14 protein-coding genes are annotated in these 15076 nt (G+C 73.5%); 6 read left to right on the forward strand and 8 right to left on the reverse strand.

Going from position 1 to position 15076, the window contains the following annotated elements; genetic code table 11:
* Positions 1 to 28 precede the first annotated feature (28 nt).
* Positions 29 to 1129 carry an ADP-ribosylglycohydrolase family protein gene (locus tag LO772_RS20340; RefSeq protein WP_231773455.1) on the forward strand — a complete coding sequence of 367 codons (1101 nt, stop codon included), beginning with the start codon at positions 29 to 31 and terminating at the stop codon, positions 1127 to 1129.
* 97 nt (positions 1130 to 1226) lie between these two features.
* Here LO772_RS20340 and LO772_RS20345 read toward each other — a convergent pair whose 3' ends face one another.
* The 3 genes from LO772_RS20345 to LO772_RS20355 form a co-directional block, all read right to left on the reverse strand.
* Positions 1227 to 2201 carry an acyltransferase gene (locus tag LO772_RS20345; RefSeq protein ID WP_231773456.1) on the reverse strand — a complete coding sequence of 325 codons (975 nt, stop codon included), beginning with the start codon at positions 2199 to 2201 and terminating at the stop codon, positions 1227 to 1229.
* Positions 2202 to 2295: 94 nt separating this feature from the next.
* Entirely contained in the window at positions 2296 to 3474 is a 1179-nt protein-coding gene (locus tag LO772_RS20350) for an acyl-CoA dehydrogenase family protein (RefSeq protein ID WP_231773457.1), read from the reverse strand.
* A gap of 4 nt (positions 3475 to 3478) precedes the next feature.
* The gene (locus LO772_RS20355; protein ID WP_231773458.1) at positions 3479 to 4528 is read right to left on the reverse strand and encodes an acyl-CoA dehydrogenase family protein; all 1050 of its coding nucleotides are present in this window, start codon (positions 4526 to 4528) and stop codon (positions 3479 to 3481) included.
* Positions 4529 to 4743: 215 nt separating this feature from the next.
* Here LO772_RS20355 and LO772_RS20360 point away from each other — a divergent pair, with 215 nt between their 5' ends.
* Both LO772_RS20360 and LO772_RS20365 read left to right on the forward strand, forming a co-directional pair.
* Entirely contained in the window at positions 4744 to 5778 is a 1035-nt protein-coding gene (locus LO772_RS20360; RefSeq protein ID WP_231773459.1) for a zinc-dependent alcohol dehydrogenase, read from the forward strand.
* Between the two features lie 282 nt (positions 5779 to 6060).
* Complete coding sequence (locus LO772_RS20365) at positions 6061 to 6603, forward strand: MarR family winged helix-turn-helix transcriptional regulator (RefSeq protein ID WP_231773460.1); 543 nt, start codon at positions 6061 to 6063, stop codon at positions 6601 to 6603.
* A 76-nt stretch (positions 6604 to 6679) separates the two neighbouring features.
* Here LO772_RS20365 and LO772_RS20370 read toward each other — a convergent pair whose 3' ends face one another.
* On the reverse strand, positions 6680 to 7360 hold the full coding sequence (locus tag LO772_RS20370; protein ID WP_231773461.1) for an SDR family NAD(P)-dependent oxidoreductase: 681 nt from the start codon (positions 7358 to 7360) through the stop codon (positions 6680 to 6682).
* Positions 7361 to 7553: 193 nt separating this feature from the next.
* Between LO772_RS20370 and LO772_RS20375 the strand changes: the two genes are divergently transcribed.
* Entirely contained in the window at positions 7554 to 7943 is a 390-nt protein-coding gene (locus LO772_RS20375; protein WP_231773462.1) for a MerR family transcriptional regulator, read from the forward strand.
* Between the two features lie 140 nt (positions 7944 to 8083).
* Positions 8084 to 8857 carry a 3-oxoadipate enol-lactonase gene (gene pcaD, locus LO772_RS20380; RefSeq protein WP_231773463.1) on the forward strand — a complete coding sequence of 258 codons (774 nt, stop codon included), beginning with the start codon at positions 8084 to 8086 and terminating at the stop codon, positions 8855 to 8857.
* Between the two features lie 78 nt (positions 8858 to 8935).
* Here the strand turns inward: pcaD and LO772_RS20385 are convergent, their stop codons facing one another.
* The 4 genes from LO772_RS20385 to LO772_RS20400 form a co-directional block, all read right to left on the reverse strand.
* On the reverse strand, positions 8936 to 9430 hold the full coding sequence (locus tag LO772_RS20385; protein WP_231773464.1) for a hypothetical protein: 495 nt from the start codon (positions 9428 to 9430) through the stop codon (positions 8936 to 8938).
* The gene (locus tag LO772_RS20390) at positions 9427 to 9990 is read right to left on the reverse strand and encodes a hypothetical protein (RefSeq protein WP_231773465.1); all 564 of its coding nucleotides are present in this window, start codon (positions 9988 to 9990) and stop codon (positions 9427 to 9429) included. The genes LO772_RS20385 and LO772_RS20390 overlap by 4 nt, the downstream gene beginning before the upstream one ends.
* Positions 9991 to 10186: 196 nt before the next feature.
* Entirely contained in the window at positions 10187 to 12883 is a 2697-nt protein-coding gene (locus LO772_RS35895; RefSeq protein ID WP_269453063.1) for an FGLLP motif-containing membrane protein, read from the reverse strand.
* A gap of 544 nt (positions 12884 to 13427) precedes the next feature.
* Entirely contained in the window at positions 13428 to 14009 is a 582-nt protein-coding gene (locus LO772_RS20400) for a TerD family protein (RefSeq protein ID WP_231773466.1), read from the reverse strand.
* Positions 14010 to 14209: 200 nt separating this feature from the next.
* Here LO772_RS20400 and LO772_RS20405 point away from each other — a divergent pair, with 200 nt between their 5' ends.
* Positions 14210 to 14962 carry a PIG-L deacetylase family protein gene (locus LO772_RS20405; protein WP_231773467.1) on the forward strand — a complete coding sequence of 251 codons (753 nt, stop codon included), beginning with the start codon at positions 14210 to 14212 and terminating at the stop codon, positions 14960 to 14962.
* Positions 14963 to 15076: the final 114 nt, after the last annotated feature.

Here is a 15076-nt window from a genome sequence, read left to right on the forward strand (position 1 = left end):
ACGCTCGGAATTTCGGGAGGAGCAAGCGATGGCCGCACTGTGGTCGAGAGAGCGGCAGCAGGACTTCCGCAGCCGCGTGAGGGGCTGCCTGCTCGGCGGCGCCGTCGGCGACGCGCTCGGCGCCGGCATCGAGTTCCTCGGCCTGGACGAGATCCGCGGCCGGTACGGCCCGGACGGCGTCACCGGTTATGTGACCGCGTACCACCGGCGCGGCGCGGTCACCGACGACACGCAGATGACGCTGTTCACCGTGGAGGGCCTGATACGCGCCCACGTGCGCCGCGACGAGGGCATGTGGCATCCCCCGACCGACGTGCACCGCGCGTACCTGCGCTGGAAGGCCACACAGAGCGACTGGGGGCCCGACGAACGCCGCGACGAGGGCTGGCTCGTGCGCGAGGAGTGGCTGTACAGCTCCCGCGCGCCCGGCACGGCGTGCCTGCGCGGGCTCGACGACGGCGTCATGGGCACCCTGGAGAAACCCAAGAACGCCGACTCCAAGGGCTGCGGCGCCGTCATGCGCTCGGCACCGTTCGGGATGCTGGTCGGCTGGAACCCCGACCTGGTGTTCCAACTCGCGGTGGAATGCGCGGTGCTGACGCACGGTCACCCGACCGGCTACCTGTCCGCCGGGGTCTTCGCGGTCCTCGTGCATGCGGTCATGCAGGACGCCGGGATCGAGGCCGGGCTGCGCGAGGCCATGGACCTGGTGCACACCTACGAGGGACACGAGGAGACGGTCGCCGCCGTCGACGCCGCGCTGCGCATGGTCCGGGCGGGCACCCCCGACCCGGCCCGGGTCGAAGGGCTGGGCCAGGGGTGGACCGCGGACGAGGCGCTCGCGATCGGGCTGTACTGCGCGCTGGTGGCCCCCGACGTCCGCAGCGGGCTGCTCCTCGCGGTGAACCATTCCGGCGACAGCGACTCCACCGGCTCGATCTGCGGCAACCTGCTCGGCGCGATGCACGGCGAAACCGCGCTGCCCGCCGACCTGGTGGCCGAACTGGAAGGCCGCGGAACGCTGTTGCAACTGGCCGACGACTTCGCGATGGAGATGACGCAGTCGGCGGCACTGCACAGCGCGGAGGGGCCGCCGACGCATTGGGCGACGCGTTATCCGGTGGGGTGAGGAGGCGGGCGGTGAGGCGCGTGCGCGGACGGGCGCGGCGGGAGGCTCGCGGGCGGCGGCTGAGACGTCGGGCAACCGGCTGTGGTGGTACGGGAGTTCACTCGGCGGGGTCGTGGTCCCGGTCGGGGGCTTGGGCGGCGACCGACTCCGGCCCTGGCGGTGAGGCGGCCACCGACTCCGCTCCTGCGGTTTTGGCGGCCACCGACTCCGCTCCTCCAGCTTTGGCGGCCACCGACTCCGCCCCTGCAGTCTTGGCGGCCACCGACTCCGCCCCTGTTGCTCCGGCGGCCACCGACTCCGCTCCTCCAGCTTTGGCGGCCACCGACTCCGCCCCTCCAGCCCCGGCGGCCACCGACTCCGCCTGGGCGATCAGCGCCTCCAGCTCCGCGTGGGTGATGCCCTCGGGGATTTCCGCGGGGAGGCTTCGCAGGGGCGGGTGCCAGCCGGTGGTCGGGTCGTACCGGCGCACGACCTTCGCCGGTACGCCGGCCACCACGCTGTGGTCGGGGACCGTCCCGCGCACCACCGAGCCGGCCGCGACCACGACGTTCCGTCCGAGCCGGGCGCCGGGCAGTACGATCGCCCCCGCGCCGAGCCAACTGCCGCTGCCTATCTCGACGACGTCGTTGATCGGCCACTGGAGTCCGATCGGCCGGTCGGGGTCGGCGTAGCTGTGGTTCTGGTCGGTGATGTAGACGTACGGCCCCGTCCACACGTCGTCGCCGATCACGATCGACTGGTGGCCGACGATGTGGCTGCCGCGCCCGATCGTGCAGCGGTCGCCGATCGTCACGATCGGGCGGCTTCCCAGCTCCTGACCGGGGACCAGGCCCGCCGACAGGCTGGCGTGTTCGCCGACCAGGGTTCCCGTCCCGATGTGGATCGCGCGTTCGCCGAAGACCGCGCCGAGGGGGAACGCGAACCGCGACTCCGCACCGAGTGCGCCGAACCGCAGGAGCCCGGGGCTGTCCGCGGTGATCGTTCCGGCCGCGCGTACCACTTGCCAACCCCGGTGCAGCGCCCGCGAGACGGCCCGTTTGCCGTGTCCGCGCAGTGTGCGAGCGATCGACATGGGCACACGCTAGCGACCCGGGCGCGCCGGGCGGTGGCGGGTGGGACGAAGGTCACGCCCCGTCCCGCGCCCGCGTCCGGCGCCCCGGACGGGGTCATTTGCTCGACCGGCTCTTGGGCAGCCCGAGCCGCCGTTCCGCGATGATCTCGCGGATGATCTCGCTTGTGCCGCCGTAGATCGTGCCGACCACCGAGGTACGCAGGCCGTGTTCGAACCTGCCCGCGACGGGCGCGCCTTCGGCGTCGGGCGTCAGGACGCCCTCGGCGCCCAGGATGTCGAGGATGTCGCTGTAGTGGCGCTGCGCGGCCTCGGTCGCGAACATCTTCCACATCGACCCTTCCACGCCCGGCATCTCGCCCTTCTCGGCCAGCCACCGGATCCGGAGCGAGAGCACGCGCGCGACCTCCGCGTCCACCGCCATCCGGCCGATCCGCTCGGCGACGAGCGGGTCGTCGAGTACGGTGCGGCCGTCCGGGCGCCGCGTTTCGCGGGCCCACGCCGCGATGGCGTCGGTCGGGGTCTGCTCGATCGCGCCCGTGCCGGGGGCGGCCCGCTCGTAGACGAGGGCGACGTGCATGACGCTCCAGCCCTCGTCGACGCCGCCGAGCTGCGCCGAGTCCGGCACGCGGACGTCGCTGTAGAACGTGGCGTTGGTGCGCTGTCCGCCCAGGGTGTGGATCGGCTGCAGCTCGTACCCGTCGGCGGACGTCGGGACGAGGAACATCGTCAGGCCCTTGTGCTTGGGCACCTCGGGGTTGGTCCGGGCCAGCACGAACACGTGGCTGCACAGTTGCGCGGTGCTGGTGAACATCTTCTGGCCGTTGATCAGCCACCCGTCGCCGTCGCGCGTCGCGGCCGTCTTCGCGGCGGCGGCGTCCGACCCCGAGTCGGGCTCGCTGTAGCCGAGGGCGATGAGGATTTCGCCGCGCAGCGCGGGCGGGATGTACGCGCGCTTCTGCTCCTCGGTGCCGAGGTGGTTGATGGTGTTGATCACCATGACGGTGGTGATCCAGCCCTCGCAGAGCACTTCGGCCCGGACGAGTTCCTCGAAGATCGCGCGCGCGAACCCCGGATCGACGTCGCTGCCGCCGAGTTCGGTCGGCCAGCCGGCGCCGAGGATGCCGTCGCGGGCGAGGCACGCGTGCAGTTCGGGGGTCTGGTGGGTGCCGCTGCGGTGCTGCTCTTCGGCCCACTCGCGGCGTACGTTCGCGTCGATCCAGGCCCGCGCCGCCGTGCGGTGCGCGGCGAGTTCGTCGAATTCGCGGAAGTCCATGCCGTCACACTCCGTCGGTGGCGTAGAGGCGCTGGGCGAGTCGGGCGTACGCCGCGCGCGGGTCGCCCCCGGCGAGGGCCCACGACTTCGCGCGCCGGAAGTAGAGCTGGATGTCGTATTCGAGCGTGTAGCCGTAGCCGCCGTGGAAGTGCAGGCTTTCCGACGCGGTCCGGAACGCGCTGTCCCCCGCGAAGAGCAGCGCCATCGTCGCCAGGGTCCCGGCCTCGGGCAGGTTCTCGTCCTGCGCCCAGGCGGCCTCGTAGGCCAGCAGCCGGGCTCCGTCGAGTGCCGTCACGACGTCGGCCAGGCGGTGCTGGATGGCCTGGAAGGACCCGATGAGGACGCCGAACGCGCGGCGCTGGAGGACGTATTCGACGCCGATCTCGAGGGCCCGCTCGCCGAGCCCGACGAGGGCGGCGCCGGTCAGCAACTCCCCATGGCGGACGGCCCGCTCGTGTGCCGCGACGGCTTCGGGGCCGCGTGCCAGGACGGTCGCGTCGCCGCCGTCGACGCGGCAGTCGGCGAGCGGCTGCGTCCCGAGGTTCGGGATCGCCGGGGCCGGGGTGTCGGGGCCGCGGTCGGGCTGCCGTACCAGGAGCAGTTCGTCGCCGTCGCGCACGATGACGGCGTCGGCGACCGCGCCGGCCGGGACGAGCCGGGCGACGCCGTCGGTCGCGGGGTGCGGCGCGACGGTCGCGAGGAGTTCGCCGGAGACGGCCCGCGCGACGACGGAGCCGAGTCCGGGGTCCGTCGCGGCGGGGAGCGAGGCGAGGAGGAGGTTCGCCACCGACGCCTCGATCAGCGGCACGGGGGCGAGGTACCGGCCGACGGCCTCGGCCACGACGGCCAGTTCGACGAACCCCCCGCCGCCGCCTCCGTGCTCCTCCGGGACGCCGATCGCGGCGAGGCCCATCGCGGTGCTCCTGCGCCACAGCGCCGCGTCGAAGCCGAGTGGTTCGGACGCCCGTACGACCGTCGTCGGCGATTCCTTGTCGAAGAACGCGCGCAACGTGTCGCGCAGCGCCTCCTGCTCGTCGGTGAAGCCAAGTTCCACGCGTCGTCGCCCCTTCCAGAATGATATTCTGCTCTGACAAGAATTCCATTCTCGACAGAGGCTACGATCTTTCCGGCGGCATGTGGCGGTCGACAGCCGGTCGATCGTCGTCTTTCGTGTGATGTGGAGCACGGTTTCGCCGTGCCGCGCTCCGGTTCTCCCGCGCGTCGTGCCTGGGCGCGGGAGAACCGGGCGAGATCCCGAGGAGAGTCACCATGGCCGCGATGAAATCCGTGCAGACCGGCGCCGTGAACACCGTCGACGTCGTCGACATCGACCGTCCGGTGCCGGGCCCGAAGGACGCGCTGATGCGGATTCGCGCGTGCGGCATCTGCGGCACCGACAACGCCTTCCTCCACATGGGCGGCATGCCGGGGCCCGACGGGCGGACCCACGCGATCCCGCTGGGCCACGAGCCGGCCGGCGAGATCGTCGAGGTCGGCGCCGACGTCGTCGGGCTCAGGCCCGGCGACCGCGTCGTGGTCAACCCGCAGGGCGCGCCCTCCGGCGTCATCGGCTGCGGCGGCGGCCTCGGCGGGATGCGCGAATACCTGCTCATCGAGGACGCCGTGGTCGGCACGAGCGTCGCCCCGATCCCCGGCTCGCTGCCCTGGGACGTCGCCGCGCTGAACGAGCCCATGGCGGTCGCGCTGCACTGCGTCAACCGGTCCGAGGCCAAGCCCGCCGACAAGGTCGTCGTGTTCGGCGCCGGCCCGATCGGGCTCGGCGCGACGATCTGGCTCAAGCTGCGCGGCGTCCGCCACGTCGTCGTCGCCGACGTCCTGCCCGAGCGCCTGGAGACCGCGCTCGCGATCGGCGCGGACGCGGTGATCGACTCGGCGAACGAGGACGTCGAGGCGCGGCTGCGGGAACTCCACGGGGAAGGCCTCAACGCCCTCGGCGGCGTCCGGCCGGACACCGACATCTACATCGACGCGGCCGGGGTCGCCGCCGTCGTCAACACCTCGCTGCGGGCCGCGAAGTGGGGCGCCCGGCTGGTCGTCGTCGCGATGCACAAGCAGCCTGAGCCGATCGACCTCGGCTCGATGCTCCGCGCCGAGACCGTCATCGTGGCCTCGCAGGGCTATCCCACCGAGATCTTCGAGGTCATCGAGCCCCTGGCGAGGCACCAGGACCGCTTCGCGCGGCTCATCAGCCACCGGGTGCCGTTCTCCGACGTCAAACACGCGTTCGACCTCGCGCTCACGCCGGGAGCCGCCGAGAAGATCGTCGTGACGTTCGAGGACTGACAGCACCTCACGGAATCCGCCACCGTCCTTGCCCGGCCCGGGTGTTCGACATCCGGGCCGATCGGGCGTGCCGCGTGCGCGGCGGGAAGTCCTTGGTGGAGTCAAACAAGTACGCAGGCTTCCGCGGAGCTTCCGGGAACGTCACACCGCACCCGCGTTCGGACATAGACTGCGCCCCACCGGACGGCACCGTACGGCAAATGCCCCGGTCTTGGCCCCGGCCGCCCGCGCGTCCCACGTGTCGACGGGAGGTCCCGAACCGAACGCGGGAGTGAGCGTTCCGTGCAGACGGACGACCGGAACCCATCCGACGCGCGCACCGTCCGGGCCGCGCAACGGCGGGTGCAAGGCGCCGTCGAACGCCTGCTCAGGCTCCAGCAGAGCCGCCGCGCCCACGGCGAACTCATCGCGGCGGCCCGCGCCCAGGTCTCCCAGCCGGCCGTGATACTCCTCGCGGGGCTCCAGGCCGACGGCGGCGGGATCACCATCGGCGAACTGGCCCGGCGCACCCACACCGACATGTCCCTGGTGAGCCGCGAGTTACGGAAACTGGAGGCGGCGGCGCTCGTCACCCGCACCACCGACCCCCGCGACGGGCGCGTGACCCGCGTCGGCCTGACCCCCAAGGGCCACGGCGTCGTCCGGCGCCTGAGCAACGTTCGCGACCGGCACATCTACGAGGTCCTGTCCGCCTGGTCCGCCGACGAACTCGCCCTGCTGGGCGACCTCATGAGCCGCTTCGTCGACGACCTCGACGCGGCGCGCCACCGCCGCCCGGAACACGTTCCCGACCCCGGCGCGGACGGCGAATCCCCTCTGGACTGACGGATGTTCGCGGCACCCGGCGGCCCCGACGCGGCACCCGCGGCACGCCCCCGAACGCGTCCGACGGCCCCCGCGCTCAGCGTCCCGGCGCGGGACCGGACCGGTCGGGGCGGCCGTCGTACCGCACCTCCCGCTGCCACCCGGACGCCGGCCGCGCGTGCAACTGCCAATAGCACTCCGCGATTTCGTCGGGGTCGAACGCGGTGCCCGGCGCGACGGGACCGGCGACCGTGACACTGGCGACACGCAGCCCGCGCGACCCGTACTCCTGGTGCAACAACTCCACCAGCGTCCGCACGCCCGCTTTGCCGAGCGAGAGGCTGACGTACTCGGCCTTGGGCTCCGGCATGCCGCCGGTCACCAGGAACGCGCCGCCGCGCCGGGCCAGTTCCGGTGCGACGTGCGCCGCCGCGGTCAGCGCCCCGACCACGTTGACCGACCACGCGTGTTCGTGGCCGCGGACGTCCAACTCGCCGGGCCGGTCCGCGCGGACCACCGCGGCGTTGTACACCACGACGTCGGGCGGCCCCAGAGCCTCGGCCGCCGCGTCGAGGGCACCGCGCAGGGCCGCCGCGTCGGACACGTCGGCGGGCAGGCGGGCCGTCCGGACGCCGAGCGCCTCGACCGCCTCGGCCGCGGCGTCCACGGTCGCGCGGGACCGCGCGATCAGCGCGACCGGCATCCCGGCCGCGGCGAACCGCCGCGCGACCGACCGGCCGATCCCCGGACCCGCGCCGATGACAACTGCTCCCGGCATGGCTGCCTCCTCGTGAGATGTGACCCGTGACGGCGCCGAGCCGGCGACCCGCCCGACGCCGCGAACCTAAGGCGTCACACCGGTGTGAAGGTCAAGACGGGAAGAACACGCCGCCGCGCGGACTTGGAGCGGAGTAATCCCCGGGCCCGCGCCCGGGGCGGCGGCGGGAAGGGCGACGGAAAGGGGTGCCGCGGTGCGGATCGGTGATCTGGCCGACCTGACGGGAGTGAGCCGTCGGCTGCTGCGCTACTACGAGGAGCAGGGCCTGTTGCGCCCGACCAGGCTCGCCAACGGATACCGCACGTACACCGCGGCCGACGTCACCGCGGTCCGCCACATCCGCACCCTGTTGGACGCCGGCCTGCCCACCGCGGTCATCGGCGGCATCCTGCACTGCGTCCACGACGACGGCGACACGATGGTCCCCGCCGCGTGCCCGGGCATGCGCACACACCTGCGCCGCGAGCGCGACCGCGTCACCGCCGCGATCGAGGAGCTTCAGGCGTCCCGGCGGGCCCTCGACGGGATGCTCGCGAGGATCGCCGATCCGCCGCACCGGCCGACGGACGCCGCCGCGCGGTGAGCCGCCGTGCGGCGGGCCGTCCGAGGCCGCCCGCGCGCCTGCGAGGATGCACCCAGGCGACCGGGACCCGCCCTCGGCGCCCGCGTGGCGAACCGCCCGCGCGGATCACCCCGCGCACGACCGCACAGGAGAGGTGACCGATGAACACCGCCGCCCTGCACCACCGCTTCGACGGGCCCGACGACGCACCCGTGCTCATCCTCGGCTCGCCGCTCGGTGCGGACGGCCGCGTGTGGGACGCACTCGTGCCCGCCCTGGCGGCGCGCCACCGGGTGCTGCGCTTCGACACGCGCGGCCACGGACGCTCCGAACTGCCGCCCGGCACACCGACGGTCTCCGACCTGGCCGCCGACGTCGTCGCCCTCGCGGACCGGTACGGCATCGAGCGGTTCTCGTACGCCGGCATCTCCCTCGGCGGCGCCATCGGCCTCACGCTCGTGCTCGACGCGCCCGAACGCCTGGACCGGCTCGTCGTCTGCTGCAGCGGGGCCAAGCTCGGCGAACCCGCCGCGTGGCACGAGCGGGCCGCGCAGGTCCGCAGGGACGGCACCGACGCGGTCGCCCCGACCGTCGTCGGCCGCTGGTTCACCCCCGCGTACGCCGCACGCGAGCCCGACGTCCGCGCCGGCATCCTGGCGATGCTGCGCGCCTGCCCGCCCGAGGGGTACGCGGCCTGCTGCGACGCGCTCGCGACCTACGACGTCCGGGCCCGCCTCGCCGCCGTGACCGCCCCCACGCTGGTCATCGCGGCGGACCAGGACCCGTCGACCCCGCTCGGCCTCGGCACCGAGGTCGCCGAGGGCGTCCCAGGCGCCCGCCTGGCCGTGGTCAAGGACGCCGCGCACCTGGTCATCGTCGAGAAGGCCGACGAAGTGCGCGACATCCTCGGCGAGTTCCTGCCCGGTGGGGCCTGACCGGCGTCCCGGAGCCACGGTCCGGGGAGGAGGAACACCGGGGGACCGGCACCCGTCCTCCCCGTATCGCGAACGGCGCTACTGCGTCACGACCCAGTCCAGCAGCGTCCGGTACCGCAGCAGCGACTGGCGCAGTTGCTCGGTGTCGCTCGCGTTGCCCTGCCGCTGCCGCGACATCTCCTCCCGGCGCTTGCGCAGGGCCTCGGTCAGCTCGTCGATCGCCTCCCCGAGCAGCGTGTCCGCGCCCGCGACCGCGTCGCCCGGGTCGTCGACGAATCCCGCCAGCGCGTCCCGCATCTTCTTGCGGTAGCGGTCCGCGGCGGCCTTGCCGAGCAGCGGCGGCGGCCCCCCGGCCGAGCCGCCCGCCTCGGCCGGACCCCGTTTGGGCGAGGTCGGGCCGACCTGCCGGACCGCGCTGAGCCCCGACGCGGGCGGCGACGCCGGTATCGGGCCCGGCGGCTTCAGAGCGGAAGCGGTCTTCTCGGATACGCGCGCCTGACGCGCGGTGTGGCTGCGCTCGTCCCGCTCGATGACCGGGGCGTCCTCGACGGGCTTGTTGGCGGACGACGTCATGACGGCACCTCATTCCCCCGCGCCACCACGTCGGGTGTGCGGCCCAGCAGTTCGGTGAACAACATCCGATGGTGGAGCAACGCCTGGCGCAGATCCTCGGTGGACGCCTTGCCCGCCTCGTTGAGCCGGTTGATCTCCCGGCCCTGCCGGTAGCGGTCGAGGGATCGCCCGTGCCGGACGGACAGGATCTCCATGCGCCGCTCGCGCGCGTCCGTGGGGTAGCCGCGGTCGTGCATGACACGGGTGATCAGCGCGTCGGCCTCGGCAAGCGCCTCGGCCGGCGATTCGACGAACCGGGTCTGCAACGCGTCCCAGGCCTGTTCGTACATCTCCCGGGTTTCGGCCGGGAGTTCGCGGATGTCGAGGTCACGGAACGCGCGCTCGCGCCGGGCGAGTGCGCGTTCCGCCTCCCTGCGGCTCCCGAACTGCCCCAGCGCGCGGTCGTATTCGGGGCCGAACCGCCGCTGGAGGCGTTGGCGCCGGAGTACCGGTACGCCGTAGGCGAGGGCACCGGCGACGGCGACGACGACGGCCACGATGACGATCAGAAGTGTGGACACAGCGAATCCTCTCTCCGAGGACTCCTTTGCCCGGTTTTCCCTTACCTCATACGGATGTTGCCGGTGCCCGGCGCGGTCCGCCGGGCACCGTCCGGTTGGGTGGCCGCCGACTCCGCCGACTCCGCCGACTCCGCCGACTCCGCCGACTCCGCCGAGCCGTCGCGCGGCCACCGGTCCCGACGCCTCTGTCCGCTCGTCACGAGGCCTTGTCGGGCGAACCCGGCGGAGGCGGCGGCGGGTTCGGCGGAGCCGAGGGCGGCGGCGGAGCGGCCGGGGCCGGGGGCACGGGCGGACGCGTCGGCGGCGGTACGTAGGGCCGGTGCGCGGGAGGCGGCGGCAGGTCGGGCGGGGTGTGCGCGGGACGCGGCGGGGGCGGACCCGGCGGGACCGGCGGAACCGGCGTGCCCTGCGGGGGCGGTGCCGACGGTGGAGGCGGAACGGGCGTGCCCCGCACGGGAGGTGAGGACGGGGTTGGCGGAACGGGGGTGCCCTGTGGGGGCGGTGGCATCGGGGACGCGGGAGGCGGCGGGACCGGGGAGGCCGGAGGCGGCGGCGCCGCGACCGTGTGCGTGGTCGTCGGTGCCTGAACCGGCGGTGCCTGAACCGGCGGCGGCGGAACGGGAGCGGCGCGCGGCGGCGTCGGGTATCCGGTCGGGACGCCCGCGAGTGCGGGCCGACGCACCAGTGCGGGATCGGGGACGTACTTGAAGTAGGCCCAGAAGCCCAACGACAGCAGGCCGAACACCGCGAACAGGATCACCGCGGCGGTCACCGACGTGTCGTTGTCGGAGCCGGCGGCGTCCGAGTTCAGCAGCAGCACGTGCACGAAGAGCAGGATCGCGACCGCGTACGTGCCCGCCCAGATCCAGGCGTTCCACTTGCGCAGCTTGTTGCCGTCGAGCACGCTCAGCGGCACCAGGCCGAAGATGACCGTCTCGACGCCGAGGATGAACGTCGTCCCCAGGACTGAGTCGGCGATCGTCAGGCCGACGCTCGCCCCGGGTTCGAGCGCCTTGTCGTGCACGAACTCCAGCCCCACCCACGCGGCGACGCTCACCAGGAGCGCGGTGAGCGCGCCCAGCAGCACGCCCTTGCCCTCCTGAGCCCGCGTCAGCCGCCGTTCGCGCAACGCCACATAGCCCAGGACCAGGCCGAAGACGTAGCCCGGCACGAACTGCGAGACCCGCGACAGCACCGTGCAGAAGACCGCCAGGCCGAGGGCGGCGGGAACCGTCCTGAGCGCCGCGGGGACGTGCGAAGCGCGCCTGGCCACCTGCTCGTTCGGCCACGCGTACGCGAAGAGCACGAGCGGGACCGCGACCACGAAGCCGAGCAGCAGAATGCCGGACCGGGTGGTGAAGCCGGCGTCGGGGTCGACGAACGTCGACGCGAGCGCACTCACCAGCACGAAGATCGGCAGAATCCACGGCGAGGCCCACAGCGACCTCGCGCCCCCGGCGACACCCGCGACGCCCACGCCTCCGGCCGCACCCGTCGCCCCGGCGCCGCCCGCGGCACCCACGTTGCCCACGCCGCCCGCCGCGCCCAAGGCGCCGACCCCGCCGGTCGCCCCCATCCCTCCGGTGGCGCCCACGGCCCCGACGCCCCCGGTGGCCCCGGGGATGCCGACGCCTCCGGTCGCGCCCGCGAAACCGGGACCGCCCGCGGCTCCGGGCGCCGGCGCTCCGCCCGCGGCACTCGGCAGCGTGCCTCCTCCGGTGCCGTAGCCCGGCCCGCCCGCCGCCGCACCGCCGCCGAAGCCGCTTTGCACGCCGCCCTGCGGGCCCTGGCCGCTCGCGTAGTCCCCGTGCAGCCCGAGTCCGCCGCCGCCCGGTCCGCCGCCCGGGCCCGGGCTCCCCGCCGGGGGCGCGCCCGCGTGCTGCCCGGACATCGGGCCCGCCTGCTGCCCGTGCTGCGCGTGCTGTCCGGATGCCGCGTCCGCACCGGTACCGCCCGCGGCCCCGGGATCGCCCGGCCCTCCGCCCGGTCCGTCCGGCGGGTACGGGCCTCCTCCGCCCCCGCCACCGGGAGCCGGGCCGCCTCCCCCGGCCGGTCCGGCGCCCGGTCCGCCGCGTCGGCGCCGCGACCGCGAGATGCGGTCGTGGTTCGCCTCCAACGTGCGGTTGAACAGCTCCGAGGGGAAGCCGACGAGCAGGACGAACGCGGCGCCCAGGGCCGCCGAGATGCCGACGCTCTTGCCGTCCAGCGGTACGTCGCCCGGCGTCGGCAGCGAGTGGAGGACCGTCGAGACGTCCTTGTTGACCGGTGTGGTCAGCGCCGCCTTGAGGCTGTCGGCGATGGCTTCCTCGTTCTCGGCGGAGAAGTACTTGCCGCCGGTGCGGTCCGCGATGCAGCGCAGCTGCTCCTCGGCGCTGTCGTCGGTCCGGAACCCGACGGTGTGGGCGACGAACTCGACGCCGGTCTGCTGCTCGACCTCGGTCACGACGTCGCAGGGGTCGCCGCAGCTGCTCTCGCCGTCCGAGACGAGCATGAGGATTTTCTCGGACGAGTCGTCCGGGAACTCGCTCACGGCCTGGCGGATCGCGGCCGGTGTCGGGGTCTCGCCCGAGGCGATCAAGTTGTCGACCTCGGACCGCAGTTCGTCGCGGTTGCCGGTGCCGGGCGGGACGACGAGCTGTCCGCCGTCGTCGCACGAGAAGCCCGCGAAGGTGTGGAGGCCGACCACGTCGTTCTTGTCGAGCGACCCGATGGTCGACCGGAGCGCGGCCTGGGCCTGGGGGAGCCGCCCGTCGGAGTCCATCGAGCCGGAGACGTCGACGACCAGGATGATCGTCCGCTTCGGTGCCGCCGACGCCGCGGGCGCGCAGCAGAACGACACGACGAGCACCGCCGCGGCGACGAGAAGGATCCTCCTCGCGGCCCGGACGGCCACCGACTCCGCGCGTGTTGACCGGACGGCCACCGACTCCGCGCGTGTTGACCGGACGGCCACCGACTCCGCTCGTGTTGGTCGGGCGGCCACCGACTCCGCTGGTGTTGGTCGGGCGGCCACCGACTCCGGTTGGGGTGATGGGGCGGCCACCGCCCGCGGCCGTTCCGGCCGGCTTCTCGCGACGCGCGTGATGACCCGCATGGAAGGTGCCTCCGGAACGACCCTGGCGGATGAGCGTGGGCGACCACCGGGAACGTCCCCCGCGGCCCGTTGTGCATGCGGAAACAAGTGTGTCGGGGGACAGGGCCCCGAGGGAGGGGATTTCCCTCGATTGGCACGCGACCCGCGGCGCCGGCCCGGCATCGGGACCGGCATGGGGACCGGCGCCCTGCCGCGCGAGGGCACCACGGCGGGCCCGGTACGCGCACGCGAAAGCGCCCGGTGGCCGTGGAGACGGCCACCGAGCGCCCTGGCGACGTTTTTTGACGCCTTGTCAGACGGCCGCCGCGGTCGGTGCCGCGGCGGGCCGCTCCGAGGCCGGGCCTCAGACGTTGACGCCGTAGTCCTTCGCGATGCCCGAGAGCCCGGACGCGTAGCCCTGGCCCAGCGCACGGAACTTCCACTCGGCGCCGCTGCGGTAGATCTCACCGAACAGCATCGCGGTCTCGGTGGACGCGTCCTCCGAGAGGTCGTACCGCGCCAGCTCGCTGTTGTCGGCCTCGTTCACGATGCGGATGAACGCGTTGCGCACCTGGCCGAACGACTGGCGGCGGGCCTCGGCGTCGTACACCGACACCGGGAAGACGATCTTGTCGATCTCCGCCGGCAGGCCGGCCAGGTTGACCTTGATCTGCTCGTCGTCGCCCTCGCCCTCACCGGTCTTGTTGTCGCCGGTGTGGACGACGTTGCCGTCCGGGGTCGTGGTGTTGTTGAAGAACACGAAATGCTGGTCCGAGGCGACGCGCCCGGAGGCGTCCACGACGATGGCACTGGCGTCCAGGTCGAAGTCCTCGCCGGTGGTCGTCCGCAGGTCCCAGCCCAGACCGACGACGACGGCGGAAAGCGTGCCGCCGGCGGCCTCCTTGGTGAGCGAGACGTTGCCACCCTTGCTGAGGCTCACAGCCATGGGGGAATCCCTCCGAGTTTCGGGTCTTTGTCGGCTCCGGTTACCGCACCGAAGGTACTGCCAACAGCAGGACGCGGGGGAGGGTGCCCCGAGTTCCCGGACGAGCCTCCCGTCGGCGCGCCCGGCGGACGTTACCGGGACGAAACCCGCTCCGGCTGCCTAGAGTCGCGATGACCGCCCCCGCGCCGAAGGACCCCAACATGACCGAGCCCGCCGCCCCGCCGTTCACCCCGCTCCGCGAGGACTGGTCGACCGCCGTGGCGATCGTCGCGCACCCCGACGACATGGAGTACGGCGCCGCGGCGGCCGTCGCGCGCTGGACCGACCAGGGAAAGAACGTCGTCTACGTCATGGTGACCAGCGGTGAGGCCGGCATCGACGGCATGCACCCCGACGAGGCCCGGCCGCTCCGCGAGGCCGAGCAGGTCGCCTCCGCCGCGGTGGTCGGCGTCGACGTCGTCGAGTTCCTGGGCTTCCCGGACGGCGTGCTCGAATACGGCCTGCCGCTGCGGCGCGAGGTGGCCCGGGTCGTACGCCGCCACCGGCCGGACATCGTGATCACCGGAAACTGGCGTGAAACGTACGGTGGAACGGTCCCCAATCAGGCCGACCACATCGCGGTGGGCCGGGCCGTGCTGGACGGTGTCCGGGACGCGGGCAACCGCTGGGTCTTCCGCGAACTCGCCGAGTCGGAGTCGCTCGAACCGTGGAACGGCGTCCGGGAGATCTGGGCCGCGGGCTCGCCCGACGCCGGGCACGCGGTCGACACCACCGACACGTTCGCGCGGGGCGTGGCGTCCCTTGAGGCACACGCCGCGTACCTCGCGGGCCTCGGCGGCGGCGACATGGCCGACGCCGGCGAGTGGCTGGAGGGCTTCGCCCGCGGTGCCGGGACGCGCCTCGGCACCCGGTTCGCGGCGTCCTTCGAGGTCGTGCCGCTGTCGTTCGGCTGACCCGCCGGACGCGTGCGGACCCGCGAATTCCTTGACCGCCACAACCATTGACATGGTCAAGAAACCTTACCTATCGTGCCGCCGTGGCCGACTGCCCAGCGCCGAGAGGACGAC

The sequence above is a fragment of the Yinghuangia sp. ASG 101 genome, from assembly GCF_021165735.1.
GTDB lineage: Bacteria > Actinomycetota > Actinomycetes > Streptomycetales > Streptomycetaceae > Yinghuangia.